The sequence below is a fragment of the Marinomonas sp. A3A genome (assembly GCF_018336955.1).
GTDB lineage: Bacteria > Pseudomonadota > Gammaproteobacteria > Pseudomonadales > Marinomonadaceae > Marinomonas > Marinomonas lutimaris.
Window position 1 is genome coordinate 390,881 of the sequence record NZ_CP025532.1, and the last position, 18,814, is coordinate 409,694.

Annotated in this window: 14 protein-coding genes; 6 read left to right on the top strand and 8 right to left on the bottom strand. The window is 43.5% G+C overall.

Annotated elements, in window-relative coordinates:
• Positions 1-195 precede the first annotated feature (195 nt).
• Positions 196-1,485, top strand: coding sequence for a dicarboxylate/amino acid:cation symporter (locus CYL31_RS01720; RefSeq protein WP_114412052.1), 1,290 nt, complete (start codon positions 196-198; stop codon positions 1,483-1,485).
• 103 nt (positions 1,486-1,588) lie between these two features.
• Here the strand turns inward: CYL31_RS01720 and CYL31_RS01725 are convergent, their stop codons facing one another.
• Positions 1,589-2,629, bottom strand: coding sequence for a zinc-dependent alcohol dehydrogenase family protein (locus CYL31_RS01725; protein WP_212917284.1), 1,041 nt, complete (start codon positions 2,627-2,629; stop codon positions 1,589-1,591).
• 140 nt (positions 2,630-2,769) lie between these two features.
• On the opposite strand from CYL31_RS01725, the gene CYL31_RS01730 reads away from it, so the two are divergent.
• Positions 2,770-3,231, top strand: a complete 462-nt coding sequence (locus CYL31_RS01730; protein WP_212917285.1) for an Lrp/AsnC family transcriptional regulator — start codon at positions 2,770-2,772, stop codon at positions 3,229-3,231.
• 89 nt (positions 3,232-3,320) lie between these two features.
• On the opposite strand, the gene adhP is transcribed toward CYL31_RS01730, so the two are convergent.
• Positions 3,321-4,331, bottom strand: coding sequence for an alcohol dehydrogenase AdhP (gene adhP / locus CYL31_RS01735; RefSeq protein ID WP_212917286.1), 1,011 nt, complete (start codon positions 4,329-4,331; stop codon positions 3,321-3,323).
• 276 nt (positions 4,332-4,607) lie between these two features.
• On the opposite strand from adhP, the gene CYL31_RS01740 reads away from it, so the two are divergent.
• On the top strand, positions 4,608-5,060 hold the full coding sequence (locus CYL31_RS01740) for a PA2169 family four-helix-bundle protein (protein ID WP_212917287.1): 453 nt from the start codon (positions 4,608-4,610) through the stop codon (positions 5,058-5,060).
• 302 nt (positions 5,061-5,362) lie between these two features.
• Positions 5,363-7,351 carry a BCCT family transporter gene (locus tag CYL31_RS01745; RefSeq protein ID WP_212917288.1) on the top strand — a complete coding sequence of 663 codons (1,989 nt, stop codon included), beginning with the start codon at positions 5,363-5,365 and terminating at the stop codon, positions 7,349-7,351.
• Positions 7,352-7,417: 66 nt separating this feature from the next.
• Here CYL31_RS01745 and CYL31_RS01750 read toward each other — a convergent pair whose 3' ends face one another.
• Both CYL31_RS01750 and CYL31_RS01755 read right to left on the bottom strand, forming a co-directional pair.
• Positions 7,418-8,020 (bottom strand): cytochrome b, encoded by a 603-nt coding sequence (locus tag CYL31_RS01750; protein ID WP_212917289.1) that lies wholly within the window; start codon positions 8,018-8,020, stop codon positions 7,418-7,420.
• Between the two features lie 250 nt (positions 8,021-8,270).
• The gene (locus CYL31_RS01755; RefSeq protein ID WP_212917290.1) at positions 8,271-9,911 is read right to left on the bottom strand and encodes a diacylglycerol kinase family protein; all 1,641 of its coding nucleotides are present in this window, start codon (positions 9,909-9,911) and stop codon (positions 8,271-8,273) included.
• A gap of 362 nt (positions 9,912-10,273) precedes the next feature.
• On the opposite strand from CYL31_RS01755, the gene CYL31_RS01760 reads away from it, so the two are divergent.
• Positions 10,274-11,023, top strand: a complete 750-nt coding sequence (locus CYL31_RS01760; protein WP_212917291.1) for an RIO1 family regulatory kinase/ATPase domain-containing protein — start codon at positions 10,274-10,276, stop codon at positions 11,021-11,023.
• Positions 11,024-11,246: 223 nt separating this feature from the next.
• On the opposite strand, the gene CYL31_RS01765 is transcribed toward CYL31_RS01760, so the two are convergent.
• On the bottom strand, positions 11,247-12,116 hold the full coding sequence (locus CYL31_RS01765; RefSeq protein ID WP_212917292.1) for a LysR family transcriptional regulator: 870 nt from the start codon (positions 12,114-12,116) through the stop codon (positions 11,247-11,249).
• 134 nt (positions 12,117-12,250) lie between these two features.
• Between CYL31_RS01765 and CYL31_RS01770 the strand changes: the two genes are divergently transcribed.
• Positions 12,251-13,462 carry an MFS transporter gene (locus tag CYL31_RS01770; protein ID WP_212917293.1) on the top strand — a complete coding sequence of 404 codons (1,212 nt, stop codon included), beginning with the start codon at positions 12,251-12,253 and terminating at the stop codon, positions 13,460-13,462.
• A 146-nt stretch (positions 13,463-13,608) separates the two neighbouring features.
• Here CYL31_RS01770 and CYL31_RS01775 read toward each other — a convergent pair whose 3' ends face one another.
• From CYL31_RS01775 to CYL31_RS01785, 3 genes are all read right to left on the bottom strand, one after another.
• A complete protein-coding gene (locus tag CYL31_RS01775; protein ID WP_212917294.1) occupies positions 13,609-15,486 on the bottom strand; it encodes a hypothetical protein in 1,878 nt (625 codons plus the stop codon).
• Between the two features lie 229 nt (positions 15,487-15,715).
• Positions 15,716-17,644, bottom strand: coding sequence for a B12-binding domain-containing radical SAM protein (locus tag CYL31_RS01780; RefSeq protein WP_212917295.1), 1,929 nt, complete (start codon positions 17,642-17,644; stop codon positions 15,716-15,718).
• Positions 17,645-17,845: 201 nt separating this feature from the next.
• A complete protein-coding gene (locus CYL31_RS01785) occupies positions 17,846-18,766 on the bottom strand; it encodes an alpha/beta fold hydrolase (RefSeq protein ID WP_212917296.1) in 921 nt (306 codons plus the stop codon).
• Positions 18,767-18,814: the final 48 nt, after the last annotated feature.

Sequence of the window (18,814 nt, forward strand, 5' to 3'; positions counted from 1 at the left end):
ATTTTTCTGAAAACATTAAAAACGGCACATTCTTTACCTTTCCTATTCTTGAAAATGACACTGTCTTTTCCCTTCATCGCGAAGAAAATAGTTTTTATGCACTATAATGGCATGTAATATGCGTGACTTTTATTTTAGGGTCGTCATCATTTAGCGGCCTAAACCATTAGAACTAATGGCATGAGAGAGACTGTTATGAATACAACGTTTAAAGTGCTACTTGGGATGGGGCTTGGCATCATCGTTGGCTTGATCCTCAATTTAACGGGGCTAAATGCCGATGGAACATGGGCGAACAGTTATTTAACGGATGGCTTGTTTAAAGTCGTTGGTACAATGTTCGTTAACGCCCTGAAAATGCTTGTTGTACCTTTGGTTTTCTTCTCATTGGTCTGTGGTGTGTGTGGCATTGGTGACATCAAGTTACTGGGAAGGATTGGGTCTAAATCGTTCGTTCTTTACCTTCTGACAACGGCCATTGCCATTGCCGCAGCGCTGACTATTGCCACCGCTTTTGGTATTGGTGAAGGCATGAATGCCGAGTCCTCTGTGACCTTCACAGGGAAAGACTCTCCACCATTATCGACGGTATTGATTAATATCGTTCCTTCAAATCCTATTAGCGCCATGGCGCAAGGTGACATGCTTCCGGTGATCTTTTTCTCGATCATGTTTGGTGTAAGCATCTTAATGGTAGGACAAAAAGCTAAGGTTGTTAGCGATTTCATTGAGTCATTGAACGACATAATGATGAAGATGGTCACCATTATTATGGAAGTGGCGCCGTATGCCGTGTTCTGTCTTATCGCTAGAGCTATAGCGGATTTGGGGATGGATTTACTCGCTCAGTTGTTGGGTTATGTATTGGTGCTGATTGGCGTCTTGTTCTTCCATTTATTTGTGACTTTGCAAGTGATCCTGAAAGTCTTGTCTGGCTTGAGCCCAATTACTTTCATGAAGAAAATGCGTAACACGCAAGTGTTTGCTTTTAGTACATCCAGCTCAAACGCGACGATTCCTGTTACCTTGCGTGCGGTGACAAAACGGCTTGGCGTGAAAAACTCGGTAGCGTCTTTTACTGTACCGTTTGGTGCGACCATCAACATGGATGGTACTGCCATTATGCAGGGTGTCGCGACGGTCTTTATTGCCAATATTTATAATGTAGAGCTTGGTATGATGGGTTACCTAACGGTGATCTTGATGTCGGTACTGGCATCGATTGGTACCGCTGGCGTTCCTGGTGTTGGCTTGATTATGCTATCTATGGTGTTTGCTCAAGTAGGCTTACCAATCGAAGGTATTGGCTTGATTTTGGGTGTGGACCGCCTGTTAGACATGATTCGTACTGCGGTTAACGTGTCTGGTGATGCTGTAGTGTCTACTGTGGTTGCTAAGAGCGAAGGACAGTTAGACGAAAGTGTCTACAATGATCCTAATGCGGGTAATCAGTCTGAAATGCATTTAGAAACCAAACAGAGCTAATAACGGTTAGTATCAGAGGATTCTCTGAACAAACGAATCGTCTAAATAGAGAAGAGCGCAGCCCTCAAGGGTAAGCGCTCTTTTTTTACATGCGATACAGAGGTTAAAAACGTGTAACGACAGTCACGCCCGGTGGGTTGATCTTGTCTATGTTGGTCAACGCTGCAATAGATTCTTCCAAACTAATGGTGCGGCCAAGTAGTTTTTCTGGCTGAAGCTTGCCTGATTTGATCATGGCTAACATGGCATCGTAACGGAACGCCTGCATGCCGTGACTGCCAATAATTTCTAGCTCGTGAGCAATAACCAGATTCATCGGAATGGGCGGTGTGGCTTGACCCGCTAACAGCAAGCCGACCTGAACGTGCTTGCCTAGTTTTTTCAAACTTTTAATGGAGTTGATACAGGTTGTTGGGTGGCCTAAAGCATCGATTGATAAATGAGCTCCGCCACGGGTGATCTCTTTAATTGCTTCTGCTACATCAGCCACGCTGGTGGCATTAATAGTCGCATAAGCGCCTAGGGCTTTTGCCAGTTCAAGTTTATCGTCGGTCACGTCCACGGCAATAACATTGGCACCAATGCTGTTGGCAATCATGATGGCAGACAGTCCAACACCGCCACAACCATGCACCGCGACCCACTGGCCTGCGCTTACTTTACCTTGATCGACAACCGCTCTAAACGAGGTTACAAAGCGACAGCCAAGGCTAGCCGCTGTGGTGAAGTCTATGGTTTCTGGCAAAGTCACCAAATTCACATCCGCATGATGAATGGAGACGTATTCCGCGAAAGATCCCCAATGGGTAAAGCCTGGCTGAGTTTGATTGCCGCAGACTTGATGATTCCCTCCGTGGCATTCTGGACAAGAACCGCATCCGCTGACAAAAGGCACAGTCACTCGGTCGCCTACTTTAAAACGCTGAACATCTTTGCCAACGGCTTCAATAACACCGGCAAACTCATGACCGGGAACGTGTGGCAACACAATGTCTGGATCATGTCCCATCCAACCGTGCCAATCGCTGCGGCATACACCGGTCGCTTCCACCTTGATCACCACACCATGATTTTCTGGTGTTGGATCTTCGACATTCATAATTTTAGGTGTGGCTGAAAAGCTTTCGTAGACAACGGCTTTCATTGTGTTCTCCTTTGGTGATCAATACGTCAGCCTAATAGACTACTGAATATAGAAGAAATTACCTTGCTCTTTTCCTTGTATATTAGCGACCTTAAGAAATATTATTTCAGATATGAGGTTAATAAGAGGGGGATATTTCAATGGTGGCTTTGGATAAGGTAGACACTGATATTGTTCGACGTATGCAGCAAGATGGTAAGCTGACTAACGCAAAATTAGCCAGTGAGCTTTCGTTGAGTGAAACGCCCTGTTGGAGACGATTAAAGCGGCTGGAGGAAGAGGGCATTATAACTGACTATCAGGCAAATCTTGATCGACGTAAATTAGGTTTTGGCGTGATGGCGTTTGTGCAGCTGACCTGCAATCAACATGATGCTGAAACCACACAAACCTTCGAACAAATGATCCAACGTTGCGACAATGTTTTATCCTGCCACAACACCACGGGCGCGGCAGATTTTTTGTTGCAAGTGGTTGCCAAAGATTTAGACGATTACAGTCGCTTTGTGGATCAAGTTCTGAGAAAGCTACCTGGAGTGTCTGCTATCGCTTCGAATATTTCTTTACGAGAATTGAAAGCCTCAACGCGGTTGCCAGTGTAATGGCTGTATTTCATAGAAGACACAGACAATAAAAAGCCAACCGTTATGGGTTGGCTTTGGTACTTTAAAAACAGGTGTAAAACGAGAAATTACAAGGTCATTACGATACGGCCTGTAATGTCGCCTTTTTCCATGTCGGCAAAGATTTCATTAATATCGTCCAGTGTTTTTTCGGCGATAATCGCTTTGACCTTACCGCGGGCGGCAAATTCCAAGCACTCTTCCAGATCTTTACGAGTACCGACGATGGAGCCAACGACACTGACGCCATTAAGCACTGTGTTGAAAATAGGCAATGGCATGTCTTCTGGCGGCAAACCTACCAAGACACATTTACCGCCACGACGAATCACGTCATAGCTCTGTCTGAAGCCCGCTTTGCTGACAGCAGTACAAACGGTGGCATGAACACCTGAGGTTGTGTCTAGAATTTCTTTTACGACATCGTCGGTTTTGAAATCGAAGAAATATTCTGCACCTAATGACATCGCCAAGTCACGTTTGGCTTCACCCGTATCGACAGCAACCACTCGAAACCCCATGGCAACGGCGTATTGCACGGCTAAATGGCCTAAGCCGCCAATACCAAACAGAGCGACCCAATCACCAGGTTTTGCACCGGAGACTTTGAGTGCTTTATAAGTCGTCACACCAGCACAGAATAACGGCGCCGCTTCAACATAACCCAAGCCTTCAGGAACTTTAACCACATATTCCGCATGAGCCGCGCAATATTCCGCGTAACCACCATCGACGGAGTAACCTGCGTTTTGCTGTGAAAGACATAAGTTTTCGTTGCCTGTTAAGCAATATTCACAATGTCCGCAGGCGCTGTACAACCAAGGAATGCCGACTCGATCTCCCAAGACCAAATGCTTTACTGCGCTGCCGACTTCGACTATCTCGCCAACGCCTTCGTGACCTGGGATAAAGGGTAGAGTCGGTTTAACAGGCCAATCTCCATGACAAGCATGTAAATCCGTATGGCAAACGCCACAAGCATGAATCTTTACGAGTACTTGATGTGGTTCAATGTTAGGTTTAGCCACATCCTCAATTTTTAGAATGGCACCAAATTTACTGGCTACAGCTGCTTTCATAACAAACTCCATCTTTTGATTTAATTAGACGCAATGCTATGAGGTCATAGTGGCACAGATGAAGAGGGTAAGAACTGCGTTAGATCAGGGTTAGGTCTTAATTTTTTATAAGAAAAAAAGACTTTGTAAGGGAGTCTCTACTTAGTGCAGAAAACATGCAGTCTAAGTGCATCCACAGAAAGACGGTTGTTTTTCATCCTGCCATCGCCAAGTATGTATGTAGGAACACGAAATAAAAGAAACGTTAACTAGAACAATTTAGCTTAGGAGGAAGATATGCAAAATCAAACTGCACATGCCCACCACATTACAGATATTATTAAAGTGATGAACGGAGGTATTGAATTCTACCAAGAAGCGAAAACCAAACTAGATGACAGTACTTATAACGCTTTTTTTGATCGCATGATCGGTGCTAAATCTGAGGCCGTTGCAGAGCTGCAGCCATTCGCTGTCGATCAGCAAGGTGAAGTAGAAACAGACACGAATAATTTGGTGAAAGCGCGCCAGTCTTACACCAAATTGATATCTAAACTTTCCAGCGAATCTACCGCTTTTACTTACGTTGATCAGCTAGAAGAAGTGGAAGACAAGGTGCTCGAGGAGCTTGACCTTGCGTTAGAGAGAAATCAAACGCAAGACTGTGAAGTTACTCTACGCCGTGTGAAAGTTAGAATGAAAGAGTGCCACGACGAGATGAAAGCATTGCAAGTAGCGGCTCAGCATTAATCATCCGTACTTGAAGTAGGTTTAATCTTAATTTGTTGATTGGTGACATTCTCGTCCATCGAGATCAAGATAAAAGTGTATCGAGATCAAGATAAAAGTGTATCGAGATCAAGGTAAAAGAGGAGAAAGATAGCCGTGAAACAGTGTTAATTCAAAAGCCAGTGTTGCCAGATTAGGGGGTAACACTGGCTTTTTTGTGTCTATTTAGCGGGTTCATTTATGCTTGTTAATGTTTAGACATCTAATCATTTATTGCAATTATTGTCAGCTTTTGTCAGAGTATACATAGAGGAGGAGCCTTTATGACCAATTCACAAAAGACGGCAACGGGTGCAATTTTGCTACCTGTATTTATTCCAACCGTTATCGTTACCCTATTTCTTATCGTTGGAACTCTAAGTAATCCAGAGCTTGCAGGGGAAGTATTTCAAAGCGCATTGGCTTGGGTGACTAAGACCTTTGGCTGGTTCTATATGCTGGCTACCGCGATTTTTCTCGTATTTCTTGTTTGTATCGGATTCAGTCGTTGGGGCAATATTCGCTTAGGCCCAGACCACGGAGATCCTGAATACAGTTTTCCGGCTTGGTTTGCGATGTTATTTTCCGCTGGTTACGGTATTGCTTTATTGTTCTTTGGTGTGGCTGAACCTGTCTTACATTTCTCCCAACCGCCTAACGCTACCGCCGAGACAATCGGTGCTGCTCGCGAAGCGATGCAAATTGCCTACTTCCATTGGGGCTTACATATTTGGGGTATTTACGGCCTGATGGGTCTGGTTCTTGCCTATTTTGCTTTCCGTCATGGTTTGCCATTGTCTGTGCGTTCCGCACTTTACCCTCTGATTGGTGATCGTATTTATGGGCCTATTGGTCATATTGTCGATGTGTTTGCCATCCTCGGTACCTTGTTTGGTTTGGCTACTACGCTTGGGTTATCGGTTACGCAGATCAATGCAGGTTTGCATTACCTTTGGGAAGACGTTCCAATTAATACCACGGTTCAGATCACTGCCATTGGTTTAATCACGCTCGCCGCAATTGGTTCTGTGGTTGCAGGGATGGATAAGGGGGTGAAAAACCTTTCGATTTTGAATATGGGACTGGCTGTATTCATTATGGTGATTGTGTTTTTCGTTGGCCCAAGTATTCACATTCTTGATGCCTTCGTACAAAACACCGGCTCGTATCTCAGTAATATTGTCGAGCGTACCTTTAATCTACAGGCTTATACGCAAAGTGATTGGATTGGTAACTGGACGCTATTCATCTTCGCGTGGACCATCGCTTGGGCACCATTTGTCGGTTTGTTTATTGCCAAGATCAGCCGTGGTCGTACTATCCGTCAGTTTATTTTTGGCGTGCTTGCCGTTCCGACATTATTTACCTTCCTATGGTTCGCTATTTTTGGTGATACCGCGCTGTATTTGATTATGGAGCAGGGCAAGGATGTATTGATTGGCGAAGTGCAAGCGGATCACTCGGTTGCATTGTTTCAGTTCTATGATTTGTTGCCTTGGTCTACTTTTTTATCTGTTATTACCGTCTTTTTGATTATCACCTTCTTTGTTACCTCTTCGGATTCGGGTTCCTTAGTGGTCGACTCATTGGCTTCTGGTGGAGCATTAGAAACACCAATTTGGCAACGCGTGTTTTGGGCATCTCTTGAGGGGATCATTGCTGCAACCTTGTTATTGGCTGGCGGTTTAGGCGCATTGCAAACCATGAGTATTTTAGCAGCATTGCCTTTTGCCATCATCATGTTGTTAGCCGCACTTGGTTTATGGCGAGCCTTGGTAATCGAAGGACATCGTGGCGCAGCAGTGGAAGCCGCAGCGACACCGGGTCGAGCATTCAGTAATGAAGGCAGCTGGCGCAAACGTTTAAGTACTTTGTTTAAATTTCCTGGTGAAGCCAAGGTGACACACTTTATTAAAGACGTAGTGGAACCAGCTATGGAAGAAGTGCAAAAAGAGCTGGCGACTCATGGTTGGAAAGCCAATATCACTCGAGAGGAAAACGGTGTGACCTTCCAGCTAGAGCGTGACGAAAAATTGGATTTCTACTACCAAGTGGTGGCCACAGAGCATGAAATACCAGAAGCGCACAGTGAGAACTCGAAATACAATACTCATTGGCAGGCCGATGTGTATATTCGCAATGGTGCTCTGGGTTATGAACTTTATGGCTGCAGCCAAGATGAAGTAATACGAGACTTGATTGACCAGCTAGAGCAGTACTTCAACTTCGTTGATGCAGCGCCTGGGCAATTACCTTGGAATACGGTCTCTTAGTTTTGATCTAAAAAAGTACTAAGCAAAAAGCCAGCATTGACTCAATAGGAGTGAATGCTGGCTTTTTTAGTTGGCTGAGTGTCGTCCTGTCATACGTGCCAAAACCTTATCTTTGAACCAAAAACGATGAATCAGTGCCATGGAAATATGGCCGATGACTAAGGCAAAAAGTAGCCATGACATAGGGCTGTGTAACAGATTGGCAGGTGCCACCATCCAAGTGATGTTACGCTCCATTTCGGGAAGTATTATCATGCCGTATAAGCGTATTTCATAGCCTTCACCATACTCACGTAGTAGTGCAAAAACGGGCAAAAAAAGCAGTAACGCATAAAAAGAGGCATGCACGAGGCGCGCTAATTTCCCTCCAATACCTTGTGCCTGAGGCGGACGTTGCTTTCTATTTACCCATGTCCATCCTAGACGAATCAAGGTGACTATTAAAATCAATAATCCTAATGATCCGTGTGGACCTATGCTGTCTAGGAATAGGGTAAAAGTGTTTTTCCCTGTGCCACGCCATGCTAACACGATTGAGAATTGTAATATGACGAGTGCCGCCGTAACCCAATGCAGTGTACGGCTGACTCTTCCGTAGTAATTTTGACTGTCTCGCCAGTTTGTATGTCTTTGATTAACGATGTCTGTGTTTTCTATATGTAACGTCATTGAATCTAGAGTTCCCTATCTTTTAACCTTGTCCTGAAGTCAGTAACTCGTGTGAGTGGTTAAAAAGGCTTCGCATAAAAGAGCTTGATTATAACGATAATTGTTATTATTTGTAGGGGGATGGCACCAAAAAACAGAGCCTAATGAAAGTTAGGCTCTGTTTTAAATCTTGGTGAAAGGATGAATCTGGGGTTCAGGTTATTAAAGAATGAACAACGAAGTATTGTGTCTATCTTTGGCGGCTGAGGTGTTAGCTAACCACCGACTCCGGCACGATAACGCTCAATGATTTAGGCCTGACAACGACTTCTAGCTTCTCTGCTTCGCGTTCTTCACCATCCACCACATAATGACCAACTTGGCTAATATCCACTGTGACACGCTGTGCTGAACGATGAAAGATGCCGTTGTTGCCTTCTGGTAAGTCGTTGTCTTCGTTCCTGTCGCCCATACCAAGCATGGCTAATTCCGCCAAGTTCAATATTTGCATTCGCTCTGGGTCCAACCAAGTTAAATCCAATTCGCCATCCATAATATTAGGCACACCTTTGCCTTGTGCTAACAAAGTGGTGATAGGCGCGGCATTAGCAATAGTTAAACTCGGAGTTTTGATGGTAAACGGCTCATCGTCATTTAGCTGAATAGTAAATTCATGAACCTCATTTTGGCCGATGGCTTCCCACAAACCTTTCAAATAGGCGAGCTGACCACTGGTATTCTTTTTGCTGCGATCAGCTTTTTCGATCATTTGCTGCTCAAAGCCAACCCCCGCAAGTAATAGCATTAATTCGCCGTTACAGGTTGCTGTGTCGATACGTTGCTCGCAGCCATCAATTAAATTCAAGCAAATGGTTTCCAACGGGGCAATTTTCGACATAGTGCCGCAGAGCACATGACTTAACGCATTGGCGGTACCAAATGGAATAATGCCCAGCTTAATGTTTGTTCCAACCATTGTGGCGGCGACTTCGGTGACTGTGCCGTCGCCACCACAGGCAATGATCATATCTGGCGAGGCTTTAACGGCTTCTTGGGCTAGATCAGTACCATTCACTTCTGGTGTTGTGGTTTTCACTGTGACATCAAAATAGGCAGATAAATAACGAAGGATGACGTCTTGCTGCTCTTCCCATTGACGGGTACCAGACACAGGATTAGCGATCAACCAAGCGGAGTTCTGTACTATCAAAAGCTTGTTATCCAAGGCGCGTTTCAAATACTTAAACTGGCGTTTATTTAAACGCGCTGTTTGGCGTATTTCACGAATTTTATCCATGATGTCACTGGGTGATGATTTGGGATTCTGGCTTAGCAAATACGCCGCCATCATAAACACCGAGCGGCCACGGCCCAAAGCACAATGCACAACAACTGAACGCCCTGTTTTACGGTGCGTATGTATCCAGTTTAGCGCACGATGTATTTGCGTATCGGAAGGAACTGAATGATCAAGAATAGGCACGTTTAAATAATCGACATCGGCTTGATAAGACATCCAATTTAAAGAGCTGAACTCGGCTGTCACATCTAATACAGCACTGATGTTCTCGCTTTTAATTTGGTGAATATCGGAAGGAAACAAACGCCTCGCAAGATATAAACCTTCGTCTATTTTTTGTAATGCAGGAACAGAATCAGTACTTCTCGCCCAGCTATTATAAAGTTGTGTACTCCACAAAAACGGCATAAATACCCAGCGAATATAAACGGGTACAGTGCCATCGGAGCGTTTACGAAAAATAGTGGGTTTATTTAGAAGGTAGGCAAGACTGACAGTGAAAAATGACAGGGCAAACCATGCCCAAGCAAGCTGAAAATAGACATTACTGGTCATAATAACCAACAAAACTAAAGCAGCAGTGATCAATAAATAATAGTTTGGTTTAAACAATACAACTCTCCTAGAGTCCAGCCATAGTCTAAACAGGGTAACACACTGGCATCCAATTGATAGATTATCAGACTGTGAGCCGTTCCGATCTATGTAAATGGCAACCTATGATTTGTCAAAAAGCTGAAAAATAAAGACGTCGATATCTCTTATGGATGCCATTTTTTAGTTGATATGACAGTTAATAATTTCTTAAATATTTTTAACTCGAAAAAAGTGTTATTTCATTCTTTTTTCACTATTTTACTGCATATTTTGAAATAAAAGCGTAATGAAACGTGAGACTTTTGTTCATCTCTATTTCATAAAACTGACGTTTGTTAGGGTAGCTATCTAAATGGCGACTAGTACAGGTGTTGTTGATGAAAGAGCAGGTTTTGGTTTCGCAGTTAAGCGAATGCTTTCCCGAACATTCGTTCCATAGCAATAAAGTTAGTGTGCTTCATAAAGGCCGCTTTGCTAATGCAATTGTATACCGTTATAAAGACGATTCTTTTGATTTTGTCATTAAGGACTTTCAACACAGCCCATGGTTTGTGAGAAGAACGTTTGCCCGCTTATTTATTGGTCAAGAATACAAAGCTTTAGAGCGCCTCAATGGAATGAGTGGCGTGAGTGATCAATTTCATCGTCTGTCTAACATCAGCATAGCGTACTCTTTCATCGAAGGGACTCCTTTGCGAACGCTCAAAAAACAGAATAAAAAACTGCCTAAATCATTTTTTCATCAATTAGAGCATAGAGTGTCTGAAATGCACCGTCGTGGTTTAGTGCATTTGGATCTGCGGAACCTTGGGAACATTCTTGTAGGGGAAGATGGTCAGCCTTATATTATTGACTATCAATCGGCTATAACCTTTTCCCGTTTTCCCAATTGGTTAAAACGCATTATGCGGGGAGCGGATTTATCTGGTGTTTACAAAGCTTGGTTAACTGGGTGTGAGCAACCAATGACAGAGTATAAAAAAGAGTTTTTAATGAATTATAACCAACTCAGAAAGCGTTGGATTTTTCGCGGTTACCCAATGCATCGAGCCTACCTTTGGTTATGTGGCATTGCCAGTCAGCTACCTGGTGCGGATTTATTTCGTAATATGACAGATAAATTTTAACGTCAAATTGTGAGCACTACTCAATAAACACTGTAACGTGTAACGATTTGAGGCAACTTTAATGACAGTGTTCAATGCCTATTAATTACCAACAGTCAGGTCGTTCAAGGCTTTTGAAATCAAATCCTTTTTTACCAAGGTACGCTTAACTGGTTTATCAAACCAAAAGTCCATTGGTTGATCAAAACCGATGCCGTGCATTCGTTATATCGCGCTTATTACCTTAGTATCTGGCTCCTATCATTAGTGGATTAAATATTGAGTTTTCGACAATGATTTTTTCTAAACGTCGAGTTGCCTCATTGGCTTTTGGCGATGTGAAAAGCGTCACTTCCATGTCTGGAAGAGAGGGCAAATCCTGATAAATAGCCAAATCATCTTCTAAAGTATGGTAGGGAACAATACCAATTCCCACGCCAGCACGAACCGCAGCTAGGACACCTGAGCGGCTTTGGCTGGTAAAGGCTATTCGATAAGGAATCTTGGCATTGTCGAGTGCTTCACAGGCAAATTGACGGTGTTTACAACCCTCTGCAAATACCACCAAGGGCAGTACGCTTTGGGTATGAACAAAATGATTTTTTGGCCCAATCCAAACCAATTCGTCACGGCGTAATCGGACGCCGCCTTCGGTGTCAGCCAGCATTTCAACTAAAGCAATATCAAGCTTGCCTTTGTCCAAAAGCTCTAGCAAATAATCTGGACGATAATCACAAACCGCTTCTAGTTCTGCTTCCGGATAGCTCAAAATGAAGTCCTGCAAAAGTGGAGCAAGCGTGCGGCTGGCGTATTGATCATGAGTTCCCAGCCGAACCACACCGCTGATGTCCATATTCTGAAACGAGCCCATAATTTGATCATGCAAGTTTAAAAGCTGTTGAGCATGCGCTTTTAATTGCTCTCCGACAGCAGTTAATCGCACACCATGTTGACCACGTTCCATAAGTGGGTTGGCGATTAAATTTTCCAAACGATTGAGCTGCATGCTGATTGTCGATGGCGCCTTGTGCAGTTGTTTGGCGGCCTCAGTCAGGTTTAGCGTCTCAGCCACCACCATAAAAGTGCGAAGTAAATTTATCGGTAAATCACGCATCGTTTAGACTTCAATAAAGTTGAACATAGAGTTGAATATTTATCGATTTACCGAATAAAAGCAAGCTCCTAATATGGCGACATTGATCGTTTTTCGTCCATGCCTTTCAAAGGTATTGAAGCAAGGGGTTTGTGATGCGTATTCCAATAACATTCGGCTTTAATCAGGTTATCAGTCATGGCTTTGGTGTTTTCTTGTTTGCGGCATTAGTGCCAATGATGCAAGGTTCTGTTGATATAAATAGCTGGCATCTCGCTCTTGCTGGTGCGTTAACCCAAGTGTCTTATCTTGTAGGCGCCATGTTATTGGGAGTGATTGGCCCGCGTTTAGATTCAGGTCGCTTATTATTGATCACTGGTACTTTAACTACGTCTTTGCTGTTTACCATGGCGTGGCTAGATAATACGACCATTATGATTTTTGTCCTCACCGTTATGGCGGCGAGTGCGGCGATTAGTTGGGGGGCGATTGTGGAATTGGTTACTCGCTATGGTCGCCCAGATCGAACCGCAACCAACCTGTCTATTGCTTCAAGCGGTACTGCTTGGGGTTACAGTGTTAATGGTTTGATCATTTTACTGATTGTTCCACTATTGGGATGGCGAAGCGGTTGGATGGCTGCATCGGTACTTGGACTGATTACCTTGGTAGTCACCTTTAGATTGCTTAAAAGCGTTCGATCTCAGTCACAGGATCAAGACATTGATGTTACTTTCGCAATGGGCACACGGCAGTTGTTTAAAACCGTATTGCGTGAACGCACCGCTTTTCTTGCTTGCTTGATTTTGTTACTAGTGGGCGCTTCAACCATTACTTTTACGACTTGGCTGAATACCTATTTGGCGGAGTTATCACTACCGCCAGCATTGGGCGGATATACTTGGGGGGTTATTGGCGTAACAGGCATGATCGCGGGCTTCTTTGTTGGCAAATTGGCAGATAAAAAAGGTCCTAGTGTTACGCTTTTGGTTATTTTTGGCGTTTTTGCTTTAGGCTTGTTAGCTTTCACTTATCGTCCTGAGCAGTTTGTTATGCTTGCAGGCTTTGGCTACGGCATGATGTATTTCCCTATTTGGGGCATTATTGCAGGCTGGATAAGCAAACAATATTCTTCCAAAGCGACCATGCAGATCAACGGTATTGGCATGGTAACGTTCGGACTTGGTGGTGCTCTAGGCAATGTCTTGGCGGGGATGATTTATGATGCGACTGGCAGTTTATCAAATGTATATCTATTGATCTGCGGGCTGGCTGTCGTGTTGTTTGTATTGGCAATGTATATATTCTTTCACGAGCGTCAATCCAATAAACCTCGCTCTGACAGCTTCTTACAGCCAGAAATCTGAAAGTATGGCGGAGCTGTCTACGAATTTAATGCCAATCGGACTGTGCGCCGTGGCGAATGGAAAGACCTAAAAGTCGTATGGCGCTTCTTGCCTGAAACGCCATTATTCAGGGACGACCATTTAATGGCCGTTTTTATTTAATATGACTATTTTTCTGGTTCTTCTTCTTTTTGCAGGACCCCAGCGGCTTGTTCGTCCATGGTTAAAGCTGTTTGTGGAGCATCAGAGTATGCTCGAGTTTGTTGATTAAGCTGGTGAATTTGGGATGCATTACCTAAATCTCGTGCACTGGTTATAGAGGCTATTGATTCTCGATCTTTTAAGAACCCGATGACATCCGCTCTAATAGAAGCTAGTTCTGCATCATCTTTATGCATTTCTTGTATGTATCTTGGGTGCTCTAAGTTACGCATACCCGTTGCGGCAAACGTGGTGGATACGATACGAGAGACAATAACCCAGGGTGTAATGCTGCTCCTAACTAACGTATTTTCAGAGCGAGTACTGTCATGAATCCCTGTTCCTGTGGATATTTTTGACTCAGTGAAAGTACCTTCACATTTGAAGTAAATGAGTAAGGATTCAAATTGTAATTCTGCGAAAAAAATATGTGCGGCGGTAGTTAGTAATCGGGCAAATGACTTAGCAATCATTGCTATAAGTACAAGATGTATCGCACTATAAAGTGTATCGATAAACAGGTTAAATCCAGCTGCTCTCGTCACCTTTTCTAAACTAGATGCAGAGATTAGCTGGCTTGCTTGGTAAAGATCAAATGTGACATAAGCGAGTAAAAAACTGAATAAGCTGGCGATGATAAAGAGCACATTTCCTGATATCAATGCAACCATACGGGAAATATTGAAGCTGCCACCTAGGTTCATTGGTTTATAGCGAGGTTGTATTTCCTGAATCAATTTTCCACTGAAGTCTCCTTTACCTTCAACTTGCTCGTTAAGTTTAGGGTCAAGCTCTTGGTAAACGCGGTTAGGAACTTCTTTATAACGGCGGTTTGCCATGACAAGATTATCTAGATTGATAAATATTTCGTTTGGGTGAACAGACTCCTGCCAGTTTTCACGAAGCTCAGAAACTTCGGTTGTGGGGGTAGTATTTTTTAATCGCTTAGTGAGCATTACAGCGATTAATCCGGTACCTAATGTTGATATAGTAAAAACACCGATTAAGTATAGATAAGTATGTAATGCTGGTAGAGCGGCAATAAAAGTATTTAACTTTGACTGTGAAGTATTCGAACTGCCTAGCGACCACTCTAAACCAATAGAAATCGCCACTGGTAATAGCAGTGACCAGATAATCACTTTAACAATAGTACCTGTGCCAAGAGACTCAATATTTAATTCTGCTCGACGATTTAATGGTTTAGACGCTTTACGCCATACTGAAATAATATAAAACAGTAAGGCAACAGAATAGATTGGAAATACTGTATTGCCTGATTCGCCAATTAGTCCAGACAGAGAAACAAATGCGACAAAAGCATAAGCAACTATGGCAATAAGTGTTTTGACCCAGGCACCAAATAGGCGTTGCATAAGGTTTCGTATAGGGTAAGGCATGAATAATAGCTTAGGCATAAAGCTATGAAGCAAGCGAGCCAAAAAGCCAATTGGTTCAACAAAAGAACTATTTTTACGACCGATGAGCATTTCTTCAATCGATTGACGAGAGTATGCGACAGTATTAGCTTCTTCTTGAGCAGTACTAGATTCAGATTTACTGAAGTTATAAGCAAGAGAAGTAGGATGATTTCGGCCGACAAAGTAACGCAACATTGCGTATATACCTTTGCCAAGAGCATTAAGGCCACCAGCTAAAAGAAACGCACCAAAGAAAACAAAAATCCACCCCGCAATTTTGCTTGTCTGAACATAACTCACTGAGTCAATAAGTAAGTATATTCCTAAGGCTAATTGAACAATGCCTCGTAGCGCAGTAACTGCGCCTTCTTTTTTAAAAGGGTTCTTTAAACCAAGATCAATCGATCCATAATCGAAAGCCATAAAAATTCCTATTAGGTGCACTCATAAAGAGTAGGGTGACGTTTAAATATGTAATCAGGGGCGTTGGCTAAGTTGGGGGGGATTTAGCCACATCGACTTCCTGACATCAGCGCACATATTACAATATGAATGTTGCTACTTCTAGCGAAGGATAAGGATGTATTACAGTAACTATGAGCTAAACAAATATTCGTATTTTCGTTCAGCTCAATTACTTTAATAATGAGGTTTAACTACTAACAATCAGGTCGTTCAAGGCTTTAGATATCAAATTCGGTTTTACTAAAGTCGGTTTCACTGGTTTATCAAACCAAAAGTCCATTGGTTGATCAAACCCAATGCCGTGCATGAAGTTGTAGAGTGCTTTTCGCAGTCCGTCGCCAAGCATGTCGTGATCGGTTCCCGTTGGATCGGTGAAATCCACATCGTTTTCTGCGAACAAAATATCGGGACGTTCAGCAAGCGTGATGCCGTACTCTTCGGGATTAATACCAATTGGGCTGTGCGCCGTAGCAGCGAATCTGTGCCAAAACGCCGATTGGAAACATTCTTGAGCCATCATTTGTCGTACCATTTCTAGGGCATCAATGGTTTCTTGCTCGGTTTGTGTCGGGAAGCCATACATCAGGTAAGAATGAACCAGAATACCCGCATCGCTGAAGGCTTTGGTGACTCGTGCCACTTGCTCGACGCTAACACCTTTTTTCATCAGTTTGAGTAATCGATCGGATGCGACCTCAAGACCACCACTGACGGCGATACAACCAGAATCCGCCAATAACTGACAGCGCTCTGGTGTGAAGGTTTTTTCAAAACGAATATTGCCCCACCAACTGATCACGACACCGCGTTCGATTAAGCGTTTTGCTAAAGCAAACAGCGCCTTTGGCGGCGCGGCTTCATCGACAAAATGGAAGCCTGTTTGTCCGGTTTCAGCAATCAATTCTTCAATCCGATCCACCAAGATATCCGCCCCTGCTGCATCGTAACGATCGATATAATCCAGTGTCACATCGCAAAAGCTGCATTTTCGCCAGTAACAGCCGTGGGCTATGGTCAGCTTGTTCCAGCGGCCATCGCTCCAAATACGATGCATTGGGTTGAGCATTTCACATAAGGACAAGTATTCGCTTAATGGCAGACCATCGTAAATTGGTGTTCCCACATCGGTTTGAGGAATATCGTGCAGTTCCGCGTTTTCGTTATAGTGAACGAATGGCTCGCCATTTTCGTCTTCTGCGAGGAAGTAAGTACGTACTAACTCGTCTATTTCACGCTTACCATCAAAGAATTCCAATAGCGTCATAAACGGGCGTTCGCCATCGTCCAGACAAATAAAGTCCACAAACTCGAATACGCGAGGGTCTTTTAGTGCCCGTAGCTCTGTGTTGATAAAGCCACCGCCAAGCACCACAGGCAGATCAGGATTAATGGCTTTACAGGTTTGCGCAATACGTAACGCACCTAGCATATTGCCGGGGAAAGGCACGGTTAAAGCGACAACGCTGGGTTGAGTTTCTTCCAGATATTGCTCGACTAATTGTTCTAGAATCTCAGAACTGAAGCTAGGCTCGCCCATCAGCGTATTGTAGAGATCATCAAAACTTGGGTTCGCTGCGGCGAGACGTTCGCCATAGCGACTGACTTCAAAATACGGGTCGACGCCTTGGGTAATCACCGCTGACAAATCATTGATAAACAAAGTCGCTAAATACTTCGCTTTGTCTTGCACGCCAAGCTGACCAAAAGCCGTTTTCAGAATATCACCTGATACGGCTTCCATTTGGGCAATGGCATCGAATGCTGGGCCTTCGGGTAGGAAACGGCGTGAAGTAATGCGTAAAGCAAGGCTGGAATCTTTGCCTTGTAAAAAGCGAATAACCGGTTCGACACAAAGGCGATAGCGGTCAAATTCTGCTAAGAAACAAAACACCGCATCGGGTAGTTCATCGTCTTCAAATGACTCGAAGTTGTCTTCCACATGCTGACGGATAATATCCAGAGCGGGGGCCGTCATCATCTCAAGAAACAGCTCAATGGCAGGGTCTCGCTGCACCGCCTCATAGCCCCGAGAGCGCAAAAAGCCCGTCAAATACGCCGTCGCTGGATACGGCGTATTTAATTGCGTCATGGGTGGAGTCATCAGAAGAACGGTCATAGCCTGCCTTTAAAGTAAAACCTAATCGGAATAGGCGGATTCTAGCATTTAAAAAGAGTTCCAACCTTTTTTAAATGCTGTTTTTCTAGCTGTTCTTTAGTTCAAGGATTATGAATTAAGACGTTTCCTAATGAAGGTAGAATTGGGGCTGCCCATAGCGGCATGTTGATACTATGGGCATTTTTCAGAAACTATTTTTTTTTAATTTTTATTCATTGTGTTGTTAATAAAATTAATTATATCGTTGTTAAATCGAGTGCTTTCTTCAAAAAATGGAGAGTGTCCTGAGTTTTCATATATTTTGCTCTGACTAGTAGAATTAAGCTCTTTAACTCTCTGTAGAGATGCGTTGGGGTTAACCAAAGCATCATGAGCGCCATAAATTAAAAGAAAAGGTTTGGTTAGCTTGCCTAGGCCATTCACAACATCCACATTCATACTTGGAACGGTTTTTTGCATGTTAAAAGATGCTGTCGCAGCATTGGCCAATAAAAGCTCAAAAGTCTCGGTATCAGGTTGTGTATTAAAGCATAAGCGTATGAAGTGACGTTCAGCTTCAAGATGTGTTTTTAGGTCTTCATCTGCCATACCACTATAAGTCTTTGGATGAGGTGTGATTTGTCCAGCCGCTAACTCAATCACTCCACCAACATACATAACACCCGCGATATGAGAGTCGCCATAGGTTGCTAAATAGCTACTGATGACAGATCCCCCTAGAGACCAGCCAACTAATATTGGCTTTTGTGGTGATGTGGTTTTAACCGACTCAATCACTGCGGCTAAATCATCGCCCCATAAACGACCATTTTGATATGATTCGATTGCCTCAGGTTGATCAGATAATCCATGACCACGAAGATCAAATGTAATTAAACGGTTTTTTGCCAGCTGAGGGTCATTAATTTGCGAACTCCAGCTTAAATGGCTGCCAAGCAGACCGTGAACAAAAATGATAGGTATTCCTTCTGGAGCCCCAGATTCTTGTACAGCAAGAGATACGCCATCGGCAGAAACCACTTTATAATTCTGATCACTAGCGAAAGCCAATGGAGTAAAAAACATTAAGAAAAACGAGTAGAGTAAGCTACTCAAAGCGAGCTTACGTGCGATTTTTATCATAAGATATATCCTTAGTTTAAGATTAAAAACGCAGTCTAAACCCTAACA

Bases quoted from the DNA above. Each gene is read 5' to 3' on its own strand.
- adhP (WP_212917286.1), bottom strand. From the start codon at position 4,331: ATGAAAGCAGCTGTAGCCAGTAAATTTGGTGCCATTCTAAAAATTGAG.
- CYL31_RS01745 (WP_212917288.1), top strand. From the start codon at position 5,363: ATGACCAATTCACAAAAGACGGCAACGGGTGCAATTTTGCTACCTGTA.
- CYL31_RS01730 (WP_212917285.1), top strand. From the start codon at position 2,770: ATGGTGGCTTTGGATAAGGTAGACACTGATATTGTTCGACGTATGCAG.
- CYL31_RS01765 (WP_212917292.1), bottom strand. From the start codon at position 12,116: ATGCGTGATTTACCGATAAATTTACTTCGCACTTTTATGGTGGTGGCT.
- CYL31_RS01720 (WP_114412052.1), top strand. From the start codon at position 196: ATGAATACAACGTTTAAAGTGCTACTTGGGATGGGGCTTGGCATCATC.
- CYL31_RS01750 (WP_212917289.1), bottom strand. From the start codon at position 8,020: ATGACGTTACATATAGAAAACACAGACATCGTTAATCAAAGACATACA.
- CYL31_RS01775 (WP_212917294.1), bottom strand. From the start codon at position 15,486: ATGGCTTTCGATTATGGATCGATTGATCTTGGTTTAAAGAACCCTTTT.
- CYL31_RS01725 (WP_212917284.1), bottom strand. From the start codon at position 2,629: ATGAAAGCCGTTGTCTACGAAAGCTTTTCAGCCACACCTAAAATTATG.
- CYL31_RS01760 (WP_212917291.1), top strand. From the start codon at position 10,274: ATGAAAGAGCAGGTTTTGGTTTCGCAGTTAAGCGAATGCTTTCCCGAA.
- CYL31_RS01785 (WP_212917296.1), bottom strand. From the start codon at position 18,766: ATGATAAAAATCGCACGTAAGCTCGCTTTGAGTAGCTTACTCTACTCG.
- CYL31_RS01770 (WP_212917293.1), top strand. From the start codon at position 12,251: ATGCGTATTCCAATAACATTCGGCTTTAATCAGGTTATCAGTCATGGC.
- CYL31_RS01740 (WP_212917287.1), top strand. From the start codon at position 4,608: ATGCAAAATCAAACTGCACATGCCCACCACATTACAGATATTATTAAA.
- CYL31_RS01780 (WP_212917295.1), bottom strand. From the start codon at position 17,644: ATGACCGTTCTTCTGATGACTCCACCCATGACGCAATTAAATACGCCG.